At 59.7% G+C, this 22,201-nt stretch carries 26 protein-coding genes and 1 pseudogene; 18 read left to right on the top strand and 9 right to left on the bottom strand.

What is annotated here, in order from left to right; all coding sequences use genetic code 11:
* Positions 1–9: 9 nt before the first annotated feature.
* A complete protein-coding gene (locus tag PMM47T1_RS08660) occupies positions 10–609 on the bottom strand; it encodes an NADPH-dependent F420 reductase (protein ID WP_008367717.1) in 600 nt (199 codons plus the stop codon).
* A gap of 61 nt (positions 610–670) precedes the next feature.
* A complete protein-coding gene (locus tag PMM47T1_RS08655; RefSeq protein WP_008367709.1) occupies positions 671–1,405 on the bottom strand; it encodes an SDR family NAD(P)-dependent oxidoreductase in 735 nt (244 codons plus the stop codon).
* A 112-nt stretch (positions 1,406–1,517) separates the two neighbouring features.
* Between PMM47T1_RS08655 and PMM47T1_RS08650 the strand changes: the two genes are divergently transcribed.
* Entirely contained in the window at positions 1,518–1,892 is a 375-nt protein-coding gene (locus PMM47T1_RS08650; protein WP_008367708.1) for a winged helix-turn-helix transcriptional regulator, read from the top strand.
* A gap of 171 nt (positions 1,893–2,063) precedes the next feature.
* Here PMM47T1_RS08650 and PMM47T1_RS08645 read toward each other — a convergent pair whose 3' ends face one another.
* Entirely contained in the window at positions 2,064–2,855 is a 792-nt protein-coding gene (locus PMM47T1_RS08645) for a PhzF family phenazine biosynthesis protein (protein ID WP_008367705.1), read from the bottom strand.
* A gap of 414 nt (positions 2,856–3,269) precedes the next feature.
* Between PMM47T1_RS08645 and PMM47T1_RS08640 the strand changes: the two genes are divergently transcribed.
* The 4 genes from PMM47T1_RS08640 to arsH are packed head-to-tail and all read left to right on the top strand — an operon-like array spanning position 3,270 to position 6,146.
* Positions 3,270–3,620: a metalloregulator ArsR/SmtB family transcription factor gene (locus PMM47T1_RS08640; protein WP_043300882.1), complete on the top strand. Its 351-nt coding sequence runs from the start codon at positions 3,270–3,272 to the stop codon at positions 3,618–3,620.
* A gap of 22 nt (positions 3,621–3,642) precedes the next feature.
* Positions 3,643–4,932 (top strand): arsenic transporter, encoded by a 1,290-nt coding sequence (locus PMM47T1_RS08635; RefSeq protein WP_008367700.1) that lies wholly within the window; start codon positions 3,643–3,645, stop codon positions 4,930–4,932.
* A gap of 9 nt (positions 4,933–4,941) precedes the next feature.
* Positions 4,942–5,412 (top strand): arsenate reductase ArsC, encoded by a 471-nt coding sequence (locus tag PMM47T1_RS08630; protein WP_008367697.1) that lies wholly within the window; start codon positions 4,942–4,944, stop codon positions 5,410–5,412.
* Positions 5,412–6,146 carry an arsenical resistance protein ArsH gene (arsH, locus tag PMM47T1_RS08625; RefSeq protein WP_008367695.1) on the top strand — a complete coding sequence of 245 codons (735 nt, stop codon included), beginning with the start codon at positions 5,412–5,414 and terminating at the stop codon, positions 6,144–6,146. The genes PMM47T1_RS08630 and arsH overlap by 1 nt, the downstream gene beginning before the upstream one ends.
* A 217-nt stretch (positions 6,147–6,363) precedes the next feature.
* On the opposite strand, the gene PMM47T1_RS08620 is transcribed toward arsH, so the two are convergent.
* The gene (locus tag PMM47T1_RS08620) at positions 6,364–7,374 is read right to left on the bottom strand and encodes a zinc-dependent alcohol dehydrogenase family protein (protein WP_008367692.1); all 1,011 of its coding nucleotides are present in this window, start codon (positions 7,372–7,374) and stop codon (positions 6,364–6,366) included.
* A gap of 157 nt (positions 7,375–7,531) precedes the next feature.
* Here PMM47T1_RS08620 and PMM47T1_RS08615 point away from each other — a divergent pair, with 157 nt between their 5' ends.
* From PMM47T1_RS08615 to PMM47T1_RS30570, 5 genes are all read left to right on the top strand, one after another.
* Entirely contained in the window at positions 7,532–8,446 is a 915-nt protein-coding gene (locus PMM47T1_RS08615) for a LysR family transcriptional regulator (protein ID WP_008367691.1), read from the top strand.
* Positions 8,447–8,776: 330 nt separating this feature from the next.
* A complete protein-coding gene (locus PMM47T1_RS08610) occupies positions 8,777–9,766 on the top strand; it encodes a zinc-dependent alcohol dehydrogenase family protein (protein ID WP_008367690.1) in 990 nt (329 codons plus the stop codon).
* A 150-nt stretch (positions 9,767–9,916) separates the two neighbouring features.
* Positions 9,917–10,942: an IS110 family transposase gene (locus tag PMM47T1_RS08605; RefSeq protein WP_008367689.1), complete on the top strand. Its 1,026-nt coding sequence runs from the start codon at positions 9,917–9,919 to the stop codon at positions 10,940–10,942.
* Positions 10,943–11,485: 543 nt separating this feature from the next.
* Entirely contained in the window at positions 11,486–11,845 is a 360-nt protein-coding gene (locus PMM47T1_RS30290) for a hypothetical protein (RefSeq protein ID WP_238536607.1), read from the top strand.
* Entirely contained in the window at positions 11,758–12,159 is a 402-nt protein-coding gene (locus PMM47T1_RS30570) for an autotransporter domain-containing protein (protein ID WP_043300853.1), read from the top strand. The genes PMM47T1_RS30290 and PMM47T1_RS30570 overlap by 88 nt, the downstream gene beginning before the upstream one ends.
* 63 nt (positions 12,160–12,222) lie before the next feature.
* Here PMM47T1_RS30570 and yfcF read toward each other — a convergent pair whose 3' ends face one another.
* Positions 12,223–12,849: a glutathione transferase gene (yfcF, locus tag PMM47T1_RS08595; RefSeq protein ID WP_008367685.1), complete on the bottom strand. Its 627-nt coding sequence runs from the start codon at positions 12,847–12,849 to the stop codon at positions 12,223–12,225.
* Between the two features lie 426 nt (positions 12,850–13,275).
* Between yfcF and PMM47T1_RS08590 the strand changes: the two genes are divergently transcribed.
* Together PMM47T1_RS08590 and PMM47T1_RS08585 are read left to right on the top strand one after the other, a co-directional pair.
* Positions 13,276–14,490 carry an aldose 1-epimerase family protein gene (locus tag PMM47T1_RS08590; protein ID WP_008367683.1) on the top strand — a complete coding sequence of 405 codons (1,215 nt, stop codon included), beginning with the start codon at positions 13,276–13,278 and terminating at the stop codon, positions 14,488–14,490.
* 270 nt (positions 14,491–14,760) lie between these two features.
* Positions 14,761–15,288: a DUF3237 domain-containing protein gene (locus PMM47T1_RS08585; RefSeq protein WP_008367681.1), complete on the top strand. Its 528-nt coding sequence runs from the start codon at positions 14,761–14,763 to the stop codon at positions 15,286–15,288.
* A 45-nt stretch (positions 15,289–15,333) separates the two neighbouring features.
* Here PMM47T1_RS08585 and PMM47T1_RS08580 read toward each other — a convergent pair whose 3' ends face one another.
* On the bottom strand, positions 15,334–15,543 hold the full coding sequence (locus PMM47T1_RS08580; protein WP_008367679.1) for a hypothetical protein: 210 nt from the start codon (positions 15,541–15,543) through the stop codon (positions 15,334–15,336).
* Positions 15,544–15,584: 41 nt separating this feature from the next.
* Positions 15,585–16,481 (bottom strand): LysR substrate-binding domain-containing protein, encoded by an 897-nt coding sequence (locus PMM47T1_RS08575; protein WP_008367672.1) that lies wholly within the window; start codon positions 16,479–16,481, stop codon positions 15,585–15,587.
* Positions 16,482–16,611: 130 nt separating this feature from the next.
* Between PMM47T1_RS08575 and PMM47T1_RS08570 the strand changes: the two genes are divergently transcribed.
* On the top strand, positions 16,612–17,037 hold the full coding sequence (locus PMM47T1_RS08570) for a VOC family protein (protein ID WP_008367670.1): 426 nt from the start codon (positions 16,612–16,614) through the stop codon (positions 17,035–17,037).
* A 60-nt stretch (positions 17,038–17,097) separates the two neighbouring features.
* On the opposite strand, the gene PMM47T1_RS08565 is transcribed toward PMM47T1_RS08570, so the two are convergent.
* Complete coding sequence (locus PMM47T1_RS08565) at positions 17,098–17,337, bottom strand: hypothetical protein (protein ID WP_008367668.1); 240 nt, start codon at positions 17,335–17,337, stop codon at positions 17,098–17,100.
* Between the two features lie 308 nt (positions 17,338–17,645).
* Here PMM47T1_RS08565 and PMM47T1_RS08560 point away from each other — a divergent pair, with 308 nt between their 5' ends.
* Positions 17,646–17,951 (top strand): NIPSNAP family protein, encoded by a 306-nt coding sequence (locus tag PMM47T1_RS08560; RefSeq protein WP_008367667.1) that lies wholly within the window; start codon positions 17,646–17,648, stop codon positions 17,949–17,951.
* A gap of 13 nt (positions 17,952–17,964) precedes the next feature.
* On the opposite strand, the pseudogene PMM47T1_RS30665 reads toward PMM47T1_RS08560, so the two are convergent.
* Positions 17,965–18,066 (bottom strand): annotated as a pseudogene (locus tag PMM47T1_RS30665) (phosphodiesterase); the annotation flags it as partial.
* A 386-nt stretch (positions 18,067–18,452) separates the two neighbouring features.
* Here PMM47T1_RS30665 and PMM47T1_RS08550 point away from each other — a divergent pair.
* The 4 genes from PMM47T1_RS08550 to PMM47T1_RS08535 all read left to right on the top strand — a co-directional run bounded on the left by PMM47T1_RS08550 (position 18,453) and on the right by PMM47T1_RS08535 (position 22,186).
* Complete coding sequence (locus PMM47T1_RS08550; RefSeq protein WP_008367666.1) at positions 18,453–19,487, top strand: ABC transporter substrate-binding protein; 1,035 nt, start codon at positions 18,453–18,455, stop codon at positions 19,485–19,487.
* 53 nt (positions 19,488–19,540) lie between these two features.
* Positions 19,541–20,575, top strand: a complete 1,035-nt coding sequence (locus PMM47T1_RS08545) for an aromatic ring-hydroxylating dioxygenase subunit alpha (RefSeq protein ID WP_008367664.1) — start codon at positions 19,541–19,543, stop codon at positions 20,573–20,575.
* Positions 20,576–20,628: 53 nt separating this feature from the next.
* Positions 20,629–21,393 (top strand): ABC transporter ATP-binding protein, encoded by a 765-nt coding sequence (locus tag PMM47T1_RS08540; RefSeq protein WP_085989339.1) that lies wholly within the window; start codon positions 20,629–20,631, stop codon positions 21,391–21,393.
* A 64-nt stretch (positions 21,394–21,457) separates the two neighbouring features.
* Complete coding sequence (locus tag PMM47T1_RS08535; RefSeq protein WP_425224354.1) at positions 21,458–22,186, top strand: ABC transporter permease; 729 nt, start codon at positions 21,458–21,460, stop codon at positions 22,184–22,186.
* The last annotated feature ends 15 nt before the right edge of the window (positions 22,187–22,201 follow it).

Raw genomic sequence — 22,201 nt, 5'->3', positions numbered from 1 at the left:
ATCCATTGCTCAGTTTGGTTTGACCAGATCCTTAAAGATCAATGGACCCCAGCTATTGCCCCGCGCTTGCACAAGCAGTCCACCTTCCGAAAGCCCTCCCAGTTTGATCGGTGCGAAGCCGAGGGTTTCGGCAAGCGAACCGATTTCCTCTGCCGCAGCGTCATCGTCGCTGGCTAAGAAGACGACTCTTCGGCCACCCTGCACGGTCGGATCCTGTTCAAGGACATTTGAGCCCAAATGGTTGAACCCCTTGACCAATCTTGCGCCCGTAAACGCCTGAGCGACGGCCTTGGACGATGGCTCGCCACCCAGTTCTTCAGGCGATACGCCATACGCATTCGTCACATCGATGACGGTCTTTCCCTTCCAGGTTGGCAGCGCCTTCGCGACATCCAGATGGGACTCAAAACGCACAGCAAGAAAGATGATGTCCGCGCTGACGGCGTCGGTCAGCGTTTTTGGAATGATCGTCGGCCCGATAGCAGCCGCATCGGCTGCAAGGTTTTCAGGCCTGCGAGTGGCTGCCACGGCTACGTCGATGCCTTTGCGGGCAAACGCCTTTGCCAGGGCATGGCCGATTTTGCCAAAGCCGATAATTGCGTAGCTCATACTATTCCTTTCGGATTTACCGCACCCGACGAATGATGGAAAGAAGGTCGCGCGCAGCGGTTTAAAGTTGCGCCAGGCCGCCGTCGACGGCGACTTCGCTGGCGGTCATGAAGCTGCTGTCCGACGACGCGAGAAACGCAGCCACGGCTCCAATTTCCGCCGGCTCGGCCATGCGCTGGAGCGGAGTCATTGCACCGTAGGCTTTCTGACCTTCTTCGCCCAACGCTTGCTTGGCCAGTTCGGTCGCCGTCGCGCCAGGGGAGAGCACATTGACGCGGATGCCCGTGCCCTTCAAATCCTCAGCCCAGGTCCGGGCAAGATTGCGCACGGCTGCCTTGCTTGCGCTGTAGGCGGTGAATCCCGGGGCACCGGTGGTGTCGGCGCTCGAACCGGTGAGGATGATCGAACTACCTGGGCCCATCAGCGGCAGTGCCTGCTGAACCGTGAAGATGGTCCCCTTGACGTTGGTATCAAAGGCTTCGTCAATGTGCTCGGCGGTGATCTTGCCAAGCGGCAGTGGGCTGCCAGCGCCGGCATTGGCGAAGACGATGTCGAGGGTTCCGCGTTCGGCTTTAACCGCTGCGTAGAGCCGGCCGAGATCGGCCTCATTGGAAACCGATCCTTTTACCGCTCGGGCATTGGGCCCCAACTCTGCCACTGCAGCGTCCAGCGCCTGCTGCCGGCGGCCGAAGATGAAGACGAAAGCGCCTTCCTCGATAAACCGCTTCGCCGCCGCGCGGCCGATGCCGGTAGCGCCGCCGGTGATCACGGCGGTCTTGCCATTGAGTCTGGTCATGTTGTGCATCCTCGATTGCGGGTAGATGCAAGCGAAACTGCTTGCTTGAGAACAAGGATGCATTCCTGATAACCTAAGGACAAGTATGCACCTTTTGGTAAGTAGGTAGGTTATGACCACATCTGATGAAGTTTGCGGTACCGGTTGCGGGCTCAACGCCACACTGCGCGTCATTTCGGGCAAGTGGAAACCACTGATCCTTTTTTTTCTGCGCGATGGTTCGAAACGCTATGGCGAGTTGAAACGCTTGATCCCAGGCGTCAGCGACAAAGTGCTGATTCAGCAGCTGAAGGATCTTGAATGTGACCGCGTGTTGGCCCGCAATGACTACCGGGAAGTGCCACCGCGCGTGGACTACACGCTGACCCCACTGGGTAGCAGTTTGTCGGAGGCGATTCTTCCCCTATGCAGTTGGGGAACCCGGAACGCCGCTGAAATGGCGAGGATCTTCGCTGAGCGTGATGCCCTTGCTGAGCAGGAGGTCTAAGCGCTAGTGGCGGGGGGAGAGGTCGGCATGCGCCAGATCGCGGCAGGCCTGCTTCCCACGGACTGCATCTGAGGGTGCAGGGGCTAGTGGGAACGTTGCGGTATTTCTCGAATGTCCACTGACTGCTTCTGGCCGATAACTGCCCGTCACGGACAGCGCGAGTCGGCGAGGTCAGAGGCTGATAATCCCTTCCAGATACTGCACGGCATTCCCCGCCACGAACACGCGCCCGTCAGCTACCCGGCAGTCCAGCACACCGCCGCGCTCGGAGGCCTGCAACGCCGACAGTCGCGCCTTGCTCAAACGCTTCGCCCAGTAAGGCGCCAGGCCGGCATGGATAGAGCCGGTCACGGGGTCTTCGGCCCCTCCGTTCGCCGGCCAGAAGTAGCGCGAAGCAAAGTCGTGCTGCACTCCCGGCGCAGTGACCACCACATCCAGCGGGCCTAGCTCCACCAGCTTGTCCAGCCGGGGCACCACGGCTTCGACCTGCTGCTGGCTGGCGTATACGGCAAAGTACGCCTGCGGGTTCACCCAATACTCCACCGGCTCGATCGACAACCCTTCCAGCAATTGCGCAGGGACATCAGCCAGGGGGCGCGGTGTGCGATCGGGGAAATTCAGCTCAATTTTGCCGTCAGGCAGTTGCTGCACCGGAATCTCGCCGACCGCCTTAGCCCAGAAAGTGACCGCTTGCGGCGCATTCGACTGGTTGAAAAGCACGAACGCACTGGCCAGCGTTGCATGGCCGCAAAAATCGATTTCAGTGAGCGGCGAGAACCAGCGAATTTCATATTGCCCTTTGGCGTTGCGCACGAAGAACGCCGTTTCCGGCAACGAATTCTCGATGGCGATCGCCTGCATGGTTGCCGCCGGCAGCCAGGTTTCCAGCGGCACCACGGCTGCGGGGCTACCGGAGAAGACTTGGGAAGTGAACGCGTCGATCTGGTAGAGCTTGAGGCGCATGGCGCAGTCCATTCGAAGTAGGAAGCTGGGTACGGTAGCAAGCGGGCAGCGTTGGTTTGTAGTCACAGACGGCAGGTTTTTCCGCCATACAGAAGAGGCGGTAGCGGGCCGGCGACTGGCTGACCAGGTACTGGCTCATGTCCTTGTCGGCGGCGACGATGCTCAGCACCCTTTTTGGGGACTTGTTCGGAGATTCCCTAGGTCGATTACGGTAGGCAGAATCGACCCACGACTGCTAGCTAGCACAGGCGGAACTTGGCCGATAACGGCCGATCAAGCAGTTCTCTGCCCCATGATCTGCTTGTGGGCATTGATATCAAGGCCCTCAACTCCCTGAGCGAGGCATTTGTACAAGCAAGCTACATGTGGTTAAATCTGGATATTCGGTTATTCACATATTCAGAGCGGCTGATAATGAGCCTTGCACCGTACACATTCTTCAAATGCCTGGGGGACGAAACCCGCGCTCGGATCATGCTCATGCTTTCGGCTGAGGGCGAGCTGTGCGTGTGCGAGTTGATCTGGGCGTTGGATGACAACCAGTCGAAGGTTTCAAGGCACTTGGCCCAACTGCGTGCCTGCGGGTTACTCGCGGATCGCAGGCAAGGGCAATGGGTTTACTACCGTCTACATCCTGAGCTTGAACAGTGGGCGCTGGATGTTCTGAATGTCACTACGCAAGCCCACCAGTCCTGGGTTAACGACCATCAAGGACGGCTGGCTGCCATGGAAGACAGACCCGTGCGCCAAGCCTCCTGCTGCTGACCTTCTGATCTGGAAAACCCCCATGCTGACCGCTGCGTCGATTTTCGTCGTTACGCTGGTACTCGTTATCTGGCAACCAAGGGGCTTAGGTGTCGGCTGGAGCGCAGCAGCGGGTGCCGTTCTGGCACTGCTGACGGGCGTGGTGAGCCTAGGGGATGTGCCGGTTGTGTGGCACATCGTCTGGAACGCGACCGCTACCTTCATTGCAGTGATCATCATCAGTTTGCTGCTTGATGAAGCGGGACTCTTCAAATGGGCAGCGCTTCATGTGGCTCGCTGCGGGCAGGGCGAAGGTGGACGCCTGTTTGCGCTGATGATCCTGCTCGGTGCAGCCGTAGCGGCACTGTTCGCTAACGATGGCGCAGCGCTGATCCTGACCCCCATCGTTATAGCGATGTTGACGGCGCTTCGTTTCAGCCCGGCATCCACCTTGGCATTCGTGACGGCCGCAGGTTTCATCGCGGATACCGCCAGTCTGCCCATGGTGGTGTCCAATCTGGTCAACATTGTTTCGGCTGACTTTTTCGGCGTCGGTTTCGGTGGGTATGCATCGGTCATGTGGCCAGTGAACCTAGTGGCGGTGGCCGCGACGCTGTTCATGCTCTGGATGTTCTATCGCAATGACATTCCCGCCCAGTACGACGCGGATCGACTTGAGGCCCCAGAAACGGTGATTCGTGACCGGGCGACGTTCATTGCGGGCTGGTGGGTACTTGGCCTGCTGCTGGTTGGCCTGTTCGCGCTGGAGCCGCTAGGCATCCCCATCAGCGCCGTTGCTGCGGCGTGTGCGGTGATCCTGCTGGTCATCGCAGGTAAAGGCCACATCATCTCCACAAGACAGGTCCTCAAGCACGCGCCCTGGCAAATCGTCGTGTTTTCACTGGGCATGTATCTAGTGGTCTACGGCCTGAGAAATGCCGGGCTCACCGACGCGCTCTCGGCGCTACTGAGCATATTTGCTGAGCATGGTGTGTGGGCCGCTACCCTGGGCATGGGTATGACCGCTGCGCTGTTGTCCTCGATGATGAACAACATGCCGAGTGTGCTCATCGGTGCTTTGTCCATTCAGGGTAGCGACGCCACGGGATTGGTGCGTGAGGCCATGATCTACGCCAACGTCATCGGTTGCGATCTCGGCCCAAAGATCACGCCAATCGGAAGCCTGGCCACGTTGCTGTGGCTGCATGTGCTGGCGCAGAAAAATATCCGCATCACTTGGGGCTACTACTTCAAGGTCGGCAGCGTCCTCACCCTTCCTATCTTGCTGGTAACGCTGGTGGCACTCGCGTTGCGGCTTAGCATCCCTGTCTAGGAGAAACCCATGAAAGTGCTATTTATGTGTACGGCAAACAGCTGCCGGAGCGTTCTCTCGGAGGGGGTGTTCAACCACCTGGCGCCGAGCGGCTTTACTGCCGTCAGTTCGGGCAGCTTCCCAAGCGGGCAACTGAATCCACGCGCTGTGAGCACGCTGCAAGCGCTGGGCATCGACACTACAGATCTCTACAGCAAGGGCTCAGAAGTGTTTTCGGATTCCCCACCGGATGTGGTGATCACCGTGTGCGACAAAGCCGGGGGCGAACCATGCCCGGTGTTTTTCGGGCCAGCCATCAAAAGCCACTGGGGCCTTGCCGATCCTTCCGATGTTGAAGGAACGGACAGCGAAATCCAGGCCGCATTTGACGCAACCGTCGTTCAGATTAAAAAGCGTTTCGAGGCATTCTTCAGCCTGGATCATTCGGCGCTTTCACCGCCGGAACTGAAGCGCGAGCTAGATCGAATAGGTGCACTTTAATGGACGAATTTCTCTCGCAAAGCAGTCTGGAGCTCCCTAATCTGGATCAGGCGCTGATTGACGTTGCCACACTGGATCGCCTGCAAGGTAACGAGCAACCGACTCACAAGCCGCGCATCTTGTTGCTGTATGGCTCAACTCGTGAGCGCTCTTTCAGCCGGCTACTGACCCAAGAGGCCGCGCGCATCCTGACCTTGATGGGAGCCGAGACCGTTGTCTTTGATCCCTCAGGCCTGCCTCTTCCTGATGACGCTCCGGAAAACCATCCAAAGGTTAAAGAGTTGCGGGATCTGGTTCTGTGGTCAGAGGGACAGGTGTGGTGTTCGCCAGAGCGTCACGGTGCAATGTCTGCTGTGTTCAAAGCCCAGATCGACTGGATTCCGCTCGCGCTGGGTGCCGTCCGGCCCAGCCAGGGCAAGACGCTGGCGGTCATGCAGGTCTGCGGTGGATCACAGTCGTTCAACACGGTAAACCAGCTGCGGATCCTCGGGCGCTGGATGCGAATGATCGCCATCCCAAACCAGTCGTCAGTACCCAAGGCCTTCCTGGAGTTCGACGACGCAGGGCGTATGAAGCCATCTGCATACTACGACCGTGTGGTGGACGTGATGGAAGAACTGATGAAGTTCACGCTGATGGTTCGGGGCCGGGAAACGTATCTGGTAGACCGCTACTCGGAGCGTAAGGAAAGCGCCGAGGCACTCTCGAAACGGGTCAATCAAAGATCAATTTGAGCCTCCCAGGGGATAAAGGATGAGCAACAACACAGGGGCTGGTAATGGCCGGTATTTGCCCCTCATAACCGGTGACCGTCAGTCCAGGTCCCGCTAGCAGCTTGTGTTTGACAAGAGCGCTCCCAGGTTCTATCGCAGCCAGCGGCACCCGCTGGCGTTACATGATTTGGACAGCCACCCTCCGCACAATGGTGGCAACCGGGGTTCACGAGCTGAATCAGGAAACCTTGATGACCACTTTGCCGAAGGCTCCCTTTGCCAGATGCTCGAACGCTTTGTGGGCTTCTTCGAACGCGTAGATGTGGTCGATCACCGGGCGGATCGCGTGTTCGTTCAGGAATGCGTTCATGCGATCAAACGCGGAGCGAGGTGCCACGGCGATTCCTCTGATGGTGGTCTGGCGGAAGATCAACGGCATCAGGCTCAGTGTTGTGGTTTGCCCGGTAAGGAAGCCAATTTGCGCGATCTTCCCAGCGGCCTTGGTCGCCAGAATCGACTGGTTCAATCCTTCGCCACCGGCCACATCCAGCAGCAAGTCGACGCCCTTGCCGTCGGTGAGTCTCAGTACTTGCTCCTCCCAACGCGGACAGGTCCGATAGTTGACTCCGGCGACTGCGCCGAGCTTCTTCACCGCCTCAAGATTGGTATCACTGCTTGAGGTAACAATGACTTTGGCGCCAAGCGCGGTGGCGAGTTGTACAGCAAAAATCGAGACGCCGCCGGTGCCTTGCACCAGAACGGTCTGGCCAGGTTGGAGCTGACCGTAGTCAACCAACGAGAACCATGCCGTCAGGGCTGCGATGGGAAGCGTTGAGGCTTCTTCGTCTGACATGGCGTCCGGGGCACGCACGGCACTTTGTTCATGAATGATCATGTACTCGGCCAGGCCACCGGGCAGTGGCATGCCGAAGCAGTAGGCGGGTTCGTCCGGTCCCGGCTCGCCGTCTATCCAGCGCGAATACAGGTGCGAGTTGACGCGGTCACCCACCTTGAACCGGCTTACGCCTTCACCCACGGCGACGACCGTGCCTGAAGCATCGCTGACCGGAATCAGAGGTTTGGGCACCAGATGAGGTTCATAGAAGCCATCGACGATGGCCTTATCGCGGAAATTCAACGAAACCGCACCCACTTTTACCAGCAGCTCGCCAGCTTTAGGATCAGGCGTGGCCGCCTCGCCGAGGGCCAGATTATCGAGACCGAAGTCGTTCAGAAGCCATGCTTTCATGTGTCGTTCTCCACTTGGGTTACCAGTTGACGACATTCTCATCAAGCGTGGCTGCCCGATAAATGCCTGGTCCGGCACAGGATTGTTATTTATGAAGATAACAATCAGAGTGAATGCTGGCATTGGGTGTGCAACAAATCATAAGTGAGATGACGTTATGGAATTGCTCCAGTCTATGCAGGTCTTCGCCCGGTTGGCCGAACTCGGCAGCTTCACCCGTGCAGCCGACGCGGTACAGATCGGCCGCCCGCAAGTCACGCGAGCGATCCAGGAACTGGAAGCCTCTCTGGGCGTACGTCTGTTTCAGCGCACCACCCGTACGGTGCGACTGACCTCGGAAGGAGAGCGGTTCTACGAGCGCGTCAAATCGATTCTTGGCGAAGTCGCGAGTGCGACAGCGATGTTTGCCTCTCCACGTTCAACCCTCCGTGGTCGGCTGCGAGTCGACATTCCGACGGCGTTTTCCGAACCGGGTCTCATCGAAAGCCTGCGTACGTTTGCCACGCTCTTTCCTGCAATCGAGCTGGCCCTCGGGGTCACGGATCGGACGGTGGACCTGGTTGCCGAAGGCGTCGACTGTGCATTGCGGATCGGTGAATTACCCAGTTCGAGCCTCGTGGCCCGTCGCATTGGCCTGGCCACCATGGTCACCTGCGCGGCGCCGCGATACCTGGCGGAACATGGCGAGCCCAAAAGTCTTGAGGATTTGAACGCGCACCGCGGCGTGACCTTTCTGTCAGGCCATAACCAGCGGCCACAGGCCTGGCGCTTCGTCGATGGTGGTCGTGAGCAATGTCATGTCAGTCGCCAAGGTATCACCGTCAACGAGTCCAACGCCTATGTTGAGTGCGGGGTCGCCGGCTTTGGCATTCTTCAGGCGCCTGGGATTACGCTGGATCGTTTTCTTGCGGACGGAACCTTGGTTGAAGTACTGCGCCCCTATCGTCCGCACCCAAGGCCTGTCTCAGTGCTGTACCCCAGCCGCTCGCACCTGGCGCCGCAGGTCGAGGTGTTTGTCGATTGGGTGCGCGAGCAGTTCCCCCGACTGTATGGGCGGTGGCTAGAGGATTAGGCAGGAAGTTCTGGGAAGGTGGATCTGCCCAGTTCCAGCGTTGCAGGTCTATGGGGTGAAGCAAGCGACTGGGTCGGTAGTTATCCCGCCTTGGAATGAACCCTATTCCGGCCGACCAAGTTATCGCGGTCCAGGGCAACGGATAGATTGTCATCACCGTGTCGGCCACCGGTAGACGTCAAAACAGGTGCCGTGTGTCTCACCCTGGGCGAACTGCTTCCAGGGTGGTGAACAGGCGCCACAGATTTTCTGCCGATGCAATTCCGTTTCGGGCGGCGTTGGCTGCCCGGCTCGCACATTCCGTGCATTAAATTTTTCGAGGAAATACCCATGTCTCGCACCATCAAGTTTGCTAAGCCCGGCGGCCCGGAAGTTCTTCAATTCGTTGAAGTGGATGTGCCTGCACCGGGCGCAGACGAGGTTCGTATCAAGGTCAAGGCGATTGGCATCAACCGCGCCGAATCGATGTGGCGCACGGACCAATACATTGAGCCGGTTACCTTCCCTGCCGGGCTGGGTTACGAGGCCGCAGGGCTCGTGGACGCGGTCGGTCCAAACGTCACCGGCGTTGCAGTGGGTGATGTGGTCAGCGTCATGCCGTCGTTCTCGCAAAACCAGTACTTCACCTACGGCGAAATCGTCACCTTGCCTATCCATGCGGTGGTGAAACACCCGGCATCGCTGTCCTTCGAAGAAGCGGCTTCGGTCTGGATGATGTTTGTCACCGCTTATGGTGCTTTGGTTGAAGACGCGACGGTCGGCAAAGGCGACTTCGTTGTGATCTCCGCCGCCTCCAGCAGCGTAGGGCTTGCCGCGATTCAGGTCGCTGCTTACCAAGGCGCCATCCCCATCGCGCTGACCCGTACATCGGCCAAGAAACAGCAATTGTTCGACGCCGGCGCTGCGCACGTGATCGCTACTGAAGAAACCGATCTGGTGCAAGAAGTCCTGCGTATCACCGATGGCCAGGGCGCACGGGTCGTCTTCGATCCTATTGGCGGCGCTAACTTTGCAAAGCTGATCTCGATTATCAGTTTCCAAGGCATTGTTTATCTGTACGGCGCGCTCGCTGAAGGCCCTGCACACCTTCCAGTTCTGGACATGATTGCAAAAATGCCAGTGGTGAAGGGTCACAATATCTGGCTGACCAGCGGAGACGACGCGCGTCGCAAGGCAGCAGTTGAATACGTTGTGAAGGGTTTGGAAGCCGGCGCACTCAAGCCGGTTATTGATCGCACGTTCCGATTCGACGAGATGGTCGATGTTCACCGCTACCTGGAGAACAACGGACAGTTCGGCAAAATCGTTGTAACGGTCTAACAGCTAAGGCGCTTCGCCGTCTTCCCGTCGCTCGTCTGCCACAGCAGACGAGCCGCCGGATGGATTTTCGACGGGTAATGAGATGGTCACCCCCGACATCCTGCGAAGGCTACGCTTTCGTAGGGTGTTTTTAATTCGGAGACCATCACCATGAGCAATTTGGCACTGGTCGGTATCGACCTCGGCAAACACACCTTCCATCTGCACGGCCAAGACAAACCTGGCCGAGAGCTGTTTCGCAAGAAGCTTTCACGACAGCAGATGATGCGGTTCTTTGCCAACCTGCCCGCGTGCACCGTGGTGATGGAAGCCTGCGCCGGAGCGCACTTCGTCGCACGCGAACTGACCGCCCTAGGGCATCAGGCCAAGCTGATTTCCCCGCAGTTCGTTAAGCCCTTCGTCAAAGGCAACAAAAATGATTTCGTCGATGCGCAGGCCATCTGCGAGGCCGCTTCGCGCCCGACAATGCGCTTTGTTTCGCCGAAGACCGAAGGCCAGCAGACTCTTTCAGTATTGCATCGGCTGCGCGAATCGCTGATCCGAGACCGCACCAAGGCGGTCAACCAGATGCACGGTTTCTTGCTCGAGTTCGGTATCAGTCTGCCGCAAGGCCTGGCCGTGATGAAACGCCTGTCGGCCGTTCTGGCGGAGCATGAGTTGCCTGTTCGGCTGACGGTGTTGCTGCACCGTCTGCATGATCATTTCGTCTACTTGGACGAGCAAATCAAGCAATTGGATAAAGAATTGGCGGGCCAACTGGCTGACGATGATCTAGGCCGTCGCTTGCTGAGCATGCCATGTATCGGCCCGATCACCGCCAGCCTGCTGGCTGTGGAAATGGGCGACGGACAGCAGTACGGCTGTAGTCGAGACTTCGCGGCTTCGCTAGGCCTAGTGCCAAGGCAGTACAGCACCGGTGGCAAAGCCAACTTGTTAGGTATCAGCAAGCGGGGAGACAAGAACCTGCGAAGCCTATTAGTGCAATGCGCAAGAGTCTATATGCGGCATCTGGAGCGCCAAAAGGGCGGGTTGGCCGAATGGGTGCGATCGCTGCTGACACGGCGGCATTCCAACGTGGTTGCCTGCGCGCTGGCCAACAAGCTGGCCCGCATAGCCTGGGCAATTTCTGCGCACCACACCCAATACGAAGCAGGGCCAGACGTGGTGAAAGCCTGATCCTTCGGTTGTTGCTGTACCACGATTCACCTTTCAGGTTTTGCGATAGTTGAACAACAGATGATGTGAACGGCCAACCGGCCTGGCGAAGATCCTGGATAAACATCTGGCTTTTTAAGCCGCACGGGTTTTTAAGGATCGCCAGGCGCGACTCTCATCGTGGCGCGGGGCTTGCCCCAACAGACGCCGGATAGATTTAAGCAAGCCACCACATCGCCCGTTAATCAGCATTGCAAAAATGGGGGTGACCATAGATTGTTTATCCTCGCGACGACCGAACACGTGCGCCCGGCGCTCGAAGTAGGCAGGCGTTGCCAGCACCCGGCGTCTGGCTTCCCCTATGCATTGGGCGGTCATGCTTGAGTCTTGTAATGCGCCCATTCGCAGAGCCAGGTCTGCGCAGCGGGTCCTGGAGAAAGCAGTCAGGCGCTCCTCGCTCAGGCTACGAGCGCAGTACTGCTGATCAGCGGCGCGACAGTTGCAGGTGCGGATGGCGGCGGTACTTATATTTCAAACGGCGGCAGCCTGCTGCTCAACACCACCTTGAATAGCCGCTCTGACATGTTGGTCGTTGACTCGACTCAGACAGCAAATGGCGCCACACGCGTGACAGTGAGCAATGTGGGCGGGCAGGGAGAGCTGACTCAGGGCAACGGCATCGCGGTCGTCGAGCTGCTGAACAAGACGACCGGGCCAGCGATCCGGATGCGTTTCGCCTGGCTCGCCACGTGTGGCGGGCCCCTAGGCGAGGAGCGTCTGAATGAAGACGAACCTCTGCCAGCCCAGGATCAGAGCACCCTTTCTCCGTCGATGGGGTGGGGGCGCGTGATCTATCGAAGTGGCAAACGGGACGGCGAACGAAAAATGCGTTCGGTCATACCCCCGAATACAACTACGACCTGACCGCCTTCCAGGTGGGCACCGACCTTTATCGCAAGGTGAGAGCCGACGGCAGTCATGAGCAGGCTGGTCTGTCCCTGTCCGCCGCTACGCTGGATGCAGGCGTCAACCACTACACCCGCCGCGCGGCGGGCGAAGACACCTTAAGGGCATACGGACTCGGAGCCTACTGGACACACTTTGGTCCGTCCGGCTGGTATCCGGATGGCGTGGTTCAGGTCAACCGCTTCGATATCAAAGCCAGACCCAACGAGTTGGGCAATCTCAACACCCGCGGCTGCGCTCCCGACCTGTTTCAGTCAGTCGGTGGTGTCTGACCTTAATCAGATATCGAAGCGGACGGCCAGCAGCTCCCTCAATGGTCTTCTTCAAGCACAGGTTTAAAGCGGCGGACGTTGGAGTGTCACCCATGCTTTCACGCTGGGACGCTGCCATTGGCGTTGGGCATATTCCACGAGAGCCGGGGGCACTGCATCGCCATTCAGTATCAGCCGATTGAGCATGAGCGCGAGATCCACATCGGCTATGGACCATTCGCCGAACAAATATTCCGCATCGTCCTTCAGGAGTGCTTGCGCCGCGTTGAACAACTTGTCGGCTGCCACGTTGGCGGTAGGTGACAAGGGGCCTGATTTCTCGCCGTAGAAGACGACGAGAGTCGAGCGCTCATGCCGGATGGGCAGCAGGTCGCTGCGGATCCACGCTTGAACCTGCCGCGCTTTTGCAAGCAGCCGCATATCGTGCGGATAGATCGGCACCTGGGGATAAGCGTTTTCGAGATATTCGGTAATCGCAGAAGATTCGGACAAGGCAAAGTCGCCGTCCAGCAGGGTCGGGACCCGTTGGGTTTGCGAGAGAGCAGCGTAGCCCTCTGCCTTATTCTCCAAGGCCTCAAGGTCGACAGTACTCATCTCGAAATCGATGCCTTTCTCAGTCAGTGCGACGAAGACCGACATGGCGTAGGGGCTGGTGAATTGCGAATCAACGTATAAGCGCAGTGGGTTCACAGACGGGTCTCCTTATGCAGAAGGCTGCACCCTACGAGATCGGGAATCGATAGTGAAATCAATGATTTTCATGGGGGCATTCCTGGTCGGAATGCGCAAAATCGCGGTTCAGATGCGTCGCTGGAGACACAGCAGACACTCGTCACCCATCGGCGGGGCTGTCCGCTTCTGGCCGAAAGTGGCCCTTCGCGACCGGCGGCTGCGCCCTCGTCGCTACTCGGCCTTCAGCAGCATCACCGAATCTGCCTCGTGCGCGCGCTACCCTTCGGTCTAATGTAACAGCGAGCCCGCTGGCAATCGCGTCGACTCAATTCTCCGCTTGGCGCAATCCACACTGGATATTCGCCGGCAACATCGCTCGCGGAGCTTGCTGAAACGTTTCTTCAAGTCTATAAAAACGGTACAACTCCAAGAAAGGCTACTGCAATGACCCCGCTCAAACTCTGTGTTGCCCTTGGCGCACTATCCGCTGCTACCCACGCCATGGCCTGGGATTACGTGCTGCTCGACACCGATAAAGCCGCCCAGAACTGGCAGATCACCAGCCAGCAACTCGGCGTAAAAACCGACAAACCCTTCAGCGTTACCCTGCGCACCTTGCACGGCGGCCGGCAGGAGGGTGTCAGCATCGTCGACATCGACAACGGTACGATGAAACTCTCGGTAGTGCCGACTCGCGGCATGAACGTCTTGCACGCCTCGGTGGGTAACGTGCGCATGGGCTGGGATTCGCCAGTCAAGGAAGTGGTTAACCCAGCCTTCATCGAACTCAATGGCCGCGGCGGGCTGGGCTGGCTGGAAGGTTTCAACGAAACGGTTGTGCGCTGCGGATACGAATGGGTGGGCCACCCCGGGGTCGACAATGGCGAACTGCTGACCCTGCACGGTAGGGCCGCCAATATTCCTGCGAGCAACGTCACCCTGCACATCGATGAAAAACCACCGTATGCCATCACCTTGCGTGGCGAACTGAAAGAGCAGGCGTTCAAGCAGGTCGACTTCTCCATCGCCACCGAGCTGGTCACTGAACCCGGCAGCGTGGTGTTCGCCCTCAATGACACCCTGACCAACAACGGCGATTATCCGAAGGAATACCAGGCGCTGTATCACAGTAACTTCAGCACCCCGTTCCTGGAGCAGGGCGCTCGTTTCGCCGCGCCGGTGAAGCAGGTATCGCCGTTCAACGATAAAGCCAAGGGCGACCTGCACGACTGGCAAACCTACCGCGCGCCCACCAAGGACTATGACGAGACGGTGTACAACGTGGTGCCCTATGCCGATGCCAAGGGCGACACGTTAGCCGTGTTGCATAACAAGGCTGGCAGCCTGGGCGTTTCGATCGGTTTCAACACGCAGACGCTGCCGGTGTTTTCCCTATGGAAAAACACCGATACCCAGGGCCAGGGCTACGTCACGGGGCTGGAGCCGGGGACAAGTTTTTCCTACAACCGCCGTTATCAGCGACCACTGAACCTGGTACCGACCATTGGGCCGAAGGAACACAAGCAGTTCCACATCCGCTACAGCTTATTGGCGGACAAGATGGCGGTGGATCAGGCCTTGAAGCAGGTCAGCGAGATTCAGGGTGGGCGGGAGACTGAGGTGCGGCAGACGCCTTTGGTTGATTTGACCAAGGGGTAATGCCGGGCAGCGGTGGGATTTCAGTGCCGCGATAGCCGAACCTGTCGCGCGCTGGAGCCCTCACTCCAGCCACGAGCGGATTTTTGCGCTGCCAGTGCCCACGCCAGCGGTCAGTATTGCGATGAGTTGGCCTCCTCGACACGATGCTGAGCCTGTTCACTGATGGCCGAAATCAATGTCTGTAGCCGCACAGACCTATTGCCATTTAACGGCATAGGCAGTAATAGTTAATGAAATTAACTAAAGTGACGGAGCAGGGGTCCTAACACCATGAGCCAGCGTACACAATTGCCAACCGCCTGCGCGTCCATGTCCCAACCGGCCACATACAACCCGCCACCCCTCACGCTTGAACCCCTGGCGCGCTTCAGCGTAGACCTGGTAGCCCCCATCTGGGAGCTGGGGGCTACCAGCGGCCAAGGAAAGCGACGCATCATCCCTATCACGGGAGGACACTTTGAAGGCCCGCGGCTCAAAGGGACCATCCTCGATAGCGGCGCCGACTGGCAGGTGGTAACCCCGGACGGCGTGGCGATCATCGACACGCGCTACCTGTTGCAGACCGATGACGGGGCATTGATCTACCTGCGCACCGAGGGTTTCCGATTTGGTCCTGCGCACGTCATGGAACAGGTCGCGGCGGGAGAGGACGTCGACCCTGGCCTTTACCAGTTTCGCATCACCCTGCGGTTCGAGACGTCGGCACCTCAGTATGCCTGGCTCAACCGCACGGTAGGGGTGGGCAGCGCCATGCGTCTGGGCAATGCGGTGGTCTACGACGCTTTTGAAGTGAAATAGAGCAGGTGTCTGGTTAATGGAGTTAACCGGATGCTCGCGGCGCCATCACGGAGCAGGCAGGCACACAAAAAGGCAGCAGCCCGGCGGCAGCGCCGACGAGGCAGCCATTGGGCCAAGGATAGGGTGGGTGCTGAAGGGCGCGAACGACGCCTCGATCACCTGGTCCACGCTGGACGGCACCAGCGGATCAAACTCGATGGCCTCCAGCTGCTCATCCAGCGCTTTGAGGATTGGCGCGGCGACAATCGCGCGCATGACCAACTTTAATTAGGCACCTGACGATTGGTTGTTGCAGGTCACGTGTTGGCGTCGCCCTGACTACTCGGCAATCCAACTGCGTCATGAATAATCTCGATCAGCGCCCGAACAGGATCACTCACCGCACCCTTACCCCTGTGAACCAACCCAATATCCCGGTGAAAGGTATGGTGTCCCAAATCCAGGCTCGTGACGTTCGCTGGCCAGTAGGCATGGCTTGCCGTCTGCGGCACCAACGCGACACCCATGCCGTGCCCCACCAGGCTGACGATAGCCTCCAATTCATCAAGCTCGCACTTTTCATGAACCACCAGGTGCTGGTGGCGCAGAAAGCGGTCCACTTGCCGCCCCCCGAACGATGACCGGTCGTAGCGAATAAACGGTTGCGTGCGCAACAGGTCCTGCCAGTTTTCATTCGCCAGATGTTCAGGCACCCACAAACGATACGGCTCGCGTATCAAGGTGGTCCACCGCAGGTCGCTTTGAAGCGAGAAGGGCGGCCGGATCATCAGGGCCATGTCCAGATCGCCGGTGTCTACCAGGTTGACCAGGTCCATGGACAAGCCCGGCAGTATACGTGTCCGACACTGCGGGAAGCGCGCGTGGAAGGTGGCCAGTACCTGAGGCAGCAGGGAGCGTTGCACGGAGGCGATCGCGCCGATGTTGACCAGTACCGAGGGTGCGCTCCCGTGCGGGGCGCTGCCCAATTCGTGGTAGAGGCGGATCAGTTCCTGGGCCTGGCGCAAGGTGTGCTGGCCGCGGCGGTTCAGGTGAGCGGTTCGGCCGCTGCGGTCAAACAACTCAAACCCCAACTCGCTTTCCAGACGCTGGACTTGTGCACTCACGGCCGCCTGGGTGAGGCCGATCTTATGACCTGCGGCAGCAAAGGTGCCTTCTTGTGCAACCGCCACAAGTGTCTTGAGCTCACGGATCATTGATCAAAATCCTTTGTGCTAAACATAACATCATATTGCTTTTTTTATTCTATGACGCTGTCTAGGATCGTACCAGCAGCTTGAGTGCAGGCTGCTACCTACCATCACCCCTGAAAACTGGAACCTGATGATGAGCCTGTCTCCCTTTCACCTTGCCATTCCGGTTTACGACCTTGCGGCCGCCCGGTCCTTCTACGGTGAGGTCTTAGGCCTTGAGGAAGGTCGCTGCAGCGCGCAATGGGTCGATTTCAACTTTTACGGCCATCAGTTGGTCATTCACGAACACCCCAAAACCGCTTCCCAGGAGAGCGTGCACAGCAACCCCGTGGATGGTCACAATGTTCCGGTCCCGCATTTCGGCATCGTTCTGCAATGGCCACAATGGGAAGCGCTGGCGGAGCGTTTGAAGTCATTCGGGACGAACTTTGTGATTGAACCCTACGTCCGCTTCAAGGGCCAGGCGGGCGAGCAGGCGACCATGTTTCTCTTTGACCCCTGCGCTAATGCGCTGGAGTTCAAAGCGTTCAAGGACATGTCCCAACTCTTTGCCAAATGACGCAACGCAGCCAGCGTGCCGGGCAGGCTGCGCTGGCCGTCAGCCTCGCCGATGAAAGCGTTACTTCCTCAGCGCTTTGGCCTCTGCCGCCAGGCACTCAAGGGCGAACTGCTCCGTGTACGTCATCTGGATCGGTGTGGTCTCGCCCTTGACGGTCCTTTCACCCTCAAGGATGTAGCGAATGCGCTTGTCCGTGACACCGAGGCGCTTGGCGATCCACGAAGGCGTCTGCCCAATGCGCGAAATCAGCTTGTCGGCATAGTCGGTGGAAGGGTTATAGAGTTCTGCGTTGGGTGACATGGGGTATCCAGAAAAAGGTGAGCGTAAGCAAACATGCTTCCCCGATAGCATAAACGTCTTTGCCTGCTTGCGTGGGTAGATGTGGTCGGTTGATGGATTAACGTAGGCGCCCACAACAGCCACCGCGCCAAGGGAAGCACTGCATTACTGGCCCAAATCGCCCATCGCAGTGGTTGGCGATTCGGCGCAGGAAAATCGCTCCAGGTTACGCAGCGGGGCAGGGCGATGTTTCACCGTCACTGCCGAGCAACGGTTACCGACCCAGGATAGGTAGAATACCGCCTACCCATTTCAAAGGACTGCCCATCATGATCACCTGCCACGTCAAATACATCATCGACCCCTACCAACTCCCCGCATTCGAACGCTACTCACGCCAATGGATCGGCCTCGTAACCCGCCTGGGCGGCCAGCATCACGGCTATTTCCTGCCTGCCGAAGGCGCCAACAATATCGCCTATTGCCTGTTCAGCTTCCCCAGCCTTGCCGATTACGAGCGATACCGCGAGCAAGCTGCGCAAGACGCGGAATGTGAACGCCTGGTGGAGGAGGCAACAGAACTGAAGTTTATCCTGAGCTACGAGCGCAGCTTTTTACGGCCGGTTCTGGAGTAACCGCCCCGGCATCTCAGGCAAAGGGCAGCGGCCCAGGAAACGTACCGATTGGAACCCAATGGGTGATAAGCCCCGTATCCGGCTTCCAGTGATGCAAGAGCAACGCAGGCGGCTCTCGAACAACGCTGCCACAGGCAATCTTCAGTGCGCACCACCGCAGCACACCAGGCTATGCGGCCTGCACTGCATTCGAGCGTTCCCCCGTCACCGCATCCCGGCCCATGCGCGGATTAGCTGGTGTTCACCGAATTGGCACAGCTCCTGCTACACCCATTCCCGAGTAGAAGCGGTCAGCGCCGGCCCCGTGCCAGCGTAGGACATTGCTCTTGCGGCTTTCGCCGCACGCCCGTGATGCGGGCGCTTGGACGTGACCCAGGGTCATGAACGAGAGAGACGTGTCGCCAGCTTCACTTGCCTGCCTGGCCGTCTCCTCGTCCTGACCACTTCGCCCCACACCCCGCATCCCGGTTTCCTTCGTGCTTTCCTTTTGGAGAAACACCGATGAAAACCAATGACGTGCCGATCTTTACCGCTTCTTCCCTGCGCCGAGCCTGCCGGCACACCGTATTGCCCCTGGCGTTGTTGCTGGCCCCCCTGGCCCAGGCGGCGGACAAGGTGGTGCTCCTGACCTCCTGGTACGCCCAGGCCGAGCAAGGCGGCTTCTACCAGGCGGTGGCCGAAGGGCTGTACGCCAAGGCCGGCCTTGATGTGACCATTCGCATGGGTGGCCCTCAGGTCAACGGCGTGCAATTGCTGCTGAACAAGCAGGCGGATGTGATCGTCAGTTACGACCTGCAGGTGCTCAAGTCCGCCGAACAACAGCTGCCAGTGGTGGCCATTGCCGCGCCGTTCCAGGGCGACCCCCAAGGCCTGCTGACCCACGGGGATGTCCATGACCTGAGCCAGATTGGCGCGCGCCGCGTGCTGGTGTCCACCTCGGGGCAGACCACCTGGTGGCCGTGGCTCAAGCACAAATACGGCCTCACCGACGCCCAGGCGCGGCCTTACACCTTCAACCTGCAACCCTTCTTCAGCGACACGGCCACGACTCAGCAGGCCTACGCCAGCTCCGAATTGTTCCAGGCCAGAAAGCAGGACCAGGACGCGCGCTTTTTCCTTTTCGCCGACGCCGGCTACCCCCCCTACGGCTCGACCCTGGTAACCCGTCCGGACGTCATTCAACAGCGCCCCGAGGTGCTGCAGCGCTTTGTGCAGGCGACCATGGAAGGCTGGCGCAGCTACCTGGCCAACCCCGCGCCCGGCAACGCCCTGATCAGGCAGGACAACCCCAGCATGAGCGACGAACTGCTCGCCTGGGGCGTGGCCACCCTCAAGCAGTATCGCCTGGTGGACGGCGGCGATGCCCAGACTCAGGGCATCGGCGTGATGACCGATGCGCGCTGGCAGGCCACCCGCGACTTCATGGTGGGCGCAGGCCTGCTGGCCGCTGACGCGAACTGGCACAACGCCTACGACACGCGCTTCGTGCAAGCCATGAAAGTGCTGCCCGCCACGCCTGCCGTCGCCGCCAACTGATCCGCCCTGTGCGCCTTGCGCACACCGCGCCTTGCCATTTCGAGGAATACCCCATGCTGGTCACTCAACAACCTGTACTGCGTCGCTTCTGGTATGCCTTGGCCCCCGTCACCGCGCTGGCGGACGGCCCCCATCCCTTCACCTTGCTGGGCGAGCGGCTGGTGCTGTTCATGGGCAACCAGGGCCCCGTGGCCCTGGCCGACCGCTGCTGCCACCGCACGGCCCAGTTGTCCAAGGGCTGGGTAGAGGACGGGCAGATCGTCTGTGGATACCACGGCTGGCGCTACGACAAAAGCGGCGCCTGCGTGTGCATCCCGCAGCTGGCCGACAACGCTCCCATCCCCAATGGCGCCCGGGTGCCGGCCTACCGTTGCGAAGAAAAATACGGCTACGTGTGGGTGTGCCTGGGCGAGCCGTTGCAGGGCATCCCCGACTTCGAGGAAGACAGCTCACCGGCCTACCGGCGCATTTTTCAGTTCTATGAGCGCTGGAACACCAGCCCGCTGCGCTTCATGGAAAATTCCTTCGACAACTCGCATTTTTCCTTCGTGCATAAAGCCAACTTCGGCATGCTCAACCAGCCCCAGCCGTCCAGCTACCAGTTGCAGCAGACCGAGTGGGGCTTCGAGGCCGAGACCGTGGTGCCCATCAACAACCCACCCGCCGGCCACCGCATCACCGGCACCGACACGCCCACCACCACCCGCCACCTGTTCAATCGCTGGTACTTGCCGTTTGTACGCCGGTTCGGCTGCACCTACCCCGACAGTGGCGTGCACCACATCATCTACAACTGCGCCACGCCCATCGACGACAAGCACATCCAACTGGTGCAGTGGCTGTACCGCAACGACAGCGAAGCTGCGTGCAGCACCGAAGAACTGATCGCCTGGGATGCGCCCATCACCCGCGAAGACCAGGACATCCTCGAAGCCACCGACTATGACGCCTGCGTCGATACCCGGCGCCGGGTGGAGTTTCACATGGTATCGGACAAGCCCGGCCTGATCATGCGCAAGATGCTCTTCGAGCTATTGCAGGCCCACGGTGAAGAAGAACAGTTCCGCCCAGCCGGGGCGGCCCTGTGAACGCCGCCGTGGATGCCGCCAGTGTGCCGGCAGGCGAGGGCGCTCCGGTGCTGATGGCCAACCAGGTGGAGAAAACCTACGGCAACGGCACCCATGCCTTGCAGCGGATGAAACTGAGTGTGGGCCGCGGTGAATTTGTCTCGCTGCTCGGGCCGTCGGGGTGCGGCAAGAGCACCTTGCTGAAAATGTTCGCCGGGCTGGAACAGCCGTCTGCCGGCCATGTGCGCTGGTGGGGCAAGGGCGATATCAATGCCAGCCCGGCCGGGCAGAAGCTGGCCATGGTGTTCCAGGAAGCCACCCTGATGCCCTGGGCGCGGATCGCTGACAACGTGCGACTGCCCCTGGACCTGGCCCGCATGCCCAGGCAACAGAGTGCCGGGCGCGTGCATACCGCCCTAGAACGGGTGGGCCTGAGCGATTTTGCCGACGCCTACCCGCGCGAGCTGTCGGGGGGCATGCAAATGCGCGCGTCCATCGCCCGGGCCTTGGCCACCGAACCCAACCTGCTGTTGATGGACGAGCCGTTCGGGGCCCTCGATGAGTTCACCCGCAACCGCCTTGACAGCGACCTGCGGCAGTTATGGGCGCGTCAGGACCTGACAGTGGTGTTCGTCACCCACAGCATCTACGAGGCCGTGTTCCTGTCCTCACGGGTGGTGGTCATGGGCGCCCGGCCAGGGCGGGTGCTGGCGGACGTGAACATCGAAGGCCCCCAGGAGCGTGACGAGGCCTATCGCACTTCACCACAGTTCATCCAGCAATGTGCCCGGCTGTCAGCGCTGCTGACCCAGGCCAACGGAGGTGCGTATGCCCATTGATCAAACACCCTGGCTGGCCCGTCGTTCGGTGCGCAACACCCTGGCGCCGCTGGCAGTAGGCGTGGTGCTGCTGAGTATCTGGCAGGTGCTGTGTGTGGCCCTGAAGGTGCCGGTATACCTGGTGCCCAGCCCAATGGACATTGGCCGCACCCTGGTCAGCGATGGGCCCATGCTGCTGGGCGCGCTGTGGGTGACGCTGAAAATCACCTTCCTGTCGTTCGCGTTGGCGGTGGTGCTGGGGGTGCTGGCCGCGTTTGTGTTCGTGCAGAGCCGGCTGGTGGAGGCCAGCCTATTCCCCTACGCCATTCTGTTGCAGGTGACGCCGGTGGTGGCCATCGCGCCGCTGATCATCATCTGGGTCAGCAACACCACGTTGGCACTGGTGATCTGCGCCACCTTGGTGGCGGTGTTTCCGGTGATCTCCAACACGGTGCTGGGTCTGCGCAGCGTCAACCCGGGGCTACTCAACCTGTTTCGCCTCAACCGTGCCAGCCGTTGGCAAACCCTGCTGCGCCTGCGCATTCCCAGTGCGTTGCCGTATTTCTTCGGCGGCCTGCGCATTGCCAGCGGCCTGGCGCTGATCGGCGCTGTGATTGCCGAGTTTGTCGCCGGCACCGGCGGCACCGGCGCCGGCTTGGCGTACCAGATTCTGCAGGCGGGCTTTCAATTGAACATCCCCCGGTTGTTCGCAGCCCTTGTGCTGATTGCGCTGACCGGGGTGCTGCTGTTCAGCCTGATGGCCACCCTGGCCCGCTACAGCCTGGGCCACTGGCACGACAGCGAGCAGGGCTGACCCCTCATGACCACG

The sequence above is a fragment of the Pseudomonas sp. M47T1 genome, assembly GCF_000263855.1.
Taxonomy (GTDB): Bacteria; Pseudomonadota; Gammaproteobacteria; order Pseudomonadales; family Pseudomonadaceae; genus Aquipseudomonas.
Note: the sequence above shows the minus strand (reverse complement) of the source record. Positions and strands in the feature narration are given on the sequence as shown.

What these genes read in the sequence shown, in the direction of transcription:
- PMM47T1_RS08645 (WP_008367705.1), bottom strand. Translation starts at nt 2,855, where the DNA reads ATGCGCCTCAAGCTCTACCAGATCGACGCGTTCACTTCCCAAGTCTTC.
- PMM47T1_RS08650 (WP_008367708.1), top strand. Translation starts at nt 1,518, where the DNA reads ATGACCACATCTGATGAAGTTTGCGGTACCGGTTGCGGGCTCAACGCC.
- PMM47T1_RS08615 (WP_008367691.1), top strand. Translation starts at nt 7,532, where the DNA reads ATGGAATTGCTCCAGTCTATGCAGGTCTTCGCCCGGTTGGCCGAACTC.
- PMM47T1_RS08590 (WP_008367683.1), top strand. Translation starts at nt 13,276, where the DNA reads ATGACCCCGCTCAAACTCTGTGTTGCCCTTGGCGCACTATCCGCTGCT.
- PMM47T1_RS08570 (WP_008367670.1), top strand. Translation starts at nt 16,612, where the DNA reads ATGAGCCTGTCTCCCTTTCACCTTGCCATTCCGGTTTACGACCTTGCG.
- PMM47T1_RS08540 (WP_085989339.1), top strand. Translation starts at nt 20,629, where the DNA reads ATGGCCAACCAGGTGGAGAAAACCTACGGCAACGGCACCCATGCCTTG.
- arsH (WP_008367695.1), top strand. Translation starts at nt 5,412, where the DNA reads ATGGACGAATTTCTCTCGCAAAGCAGTCTGGAGCTCCCTAATCTGGAT.
- PMM47T1_RS08620 (WP_008367692.1), bottom strand. Translation starts at nt 7,374, where the DNA reads ATGAAAGCATGGCTTCTGAACGACTTCGGTCTCGATAATCTGGCCCTC.
- PMM47T1_RS08640 (WP_043300882.1), top strand. Translation starts at nt 3,270, where the DNA reads ATGAGCCTTGCACCGTACACATTCTTCAAATGCCTGGGGGACGAAACC.
- PMM47T1_RS08585 (WP_008367681.1), top strand. Translation starts at nt 14,761, where the DNA reads ATGAGCCAGCGTACACAATTGCCAACCGCCTGCGCGTCCATGTCCCAA.
- PMM47T1_RS08630 (WP_008367697.1), top strand. Translation starts at nt 4,942, where the DNA reads ATGAAAGTGCTATTTATGTGTACGGCAAACAGCTGCCGGAGCGTTCTC.
- PMM47T1_RS08660 (WP_008367717.1), bottom strand. Translation starts at nt 609, where the DNA reads ATGAGCTACGCAATTATCGGCTTTGGCAAAATCGGCCATGCCCTGGCA.
- PMM47T1_RS08655 (WP_008367709.1), bottom strand. Translation starts at nt 1,405, where the DNA reads ATGACCAGACTCAATGGCAAGACCGCCGTGATCACCGGCGGCGCTACC.
- PMM47T1_RS08610 (WP_008367690.1), top strand. Translation starts at nt 8,777, where the DNA reads ATGTCTCGCACCATCAAGTTTGCTAAGCCCGGCGGCCCGGAAGTTCTT.
- PMM47T1_RS08575 (WP_008367672.1), bottom strand. Translation starts at nt 16,481, where the DNA reads ATGATCCGTGAGCTCAAGACACTTGTGGCGGTTGCACAAGAAGGCACC.
- PMM47T1_RS08560 (WP_008367667.1), top strand. Translation starts at nt 17,646, where the DNA reads ATGATCACCTGCCACGTCAAATACATCATCGACCCCTACCAACTCCCC.
- PMM47T1_RS08635 (WP_008367700.1), top strand. Translation starts at nt 3,643, where the DNA reads ATGCTGACCGCTGCGTCGATTTTCGTCGTTACGCTGGTACTCGTTATC.
- PMM47T1_RS08550 (WP_008367666.1), top strand. Translation starts at nt 18,453, where the DNA reads ATGAAAACCAATGACGTGCCGATCTTTACCGCTTCTTCCCTGCGCCGA.
- PMM47T1_RS08565 (WP_008367668.1), bottom strand. Translation starts at nt 17,337, where the DNA reads ATGTCACCCAACGCAGAACTCTATAACCCTTCCACCGACTATGCCGAC.
- PMM47T1_RS08545 (WP_008367664.1), top strand. Translation starts at nt 19,541, where the DNA reads ATGCTGGTCACTCAACAACCTGTACTGCGTCGCTTCTGGTATGCCTTG.
- PMM47T1_RS08605 (WP_008367689.1), top strand. Translation starts at nt 9,917, where the DNA reads ATGAGCAATTTGGCACTGGTCGGTATCGACCTCGGCAAACACACCTTC.
- PMM47T1_RS08580 (WP_008367679.1), bottom strand. Translation starts at nt 15,543, where the DNA reads ATGCGCGCGATTGTCGCCGCGCCAATCCTCAAAGCGCTGGATGAGCAG.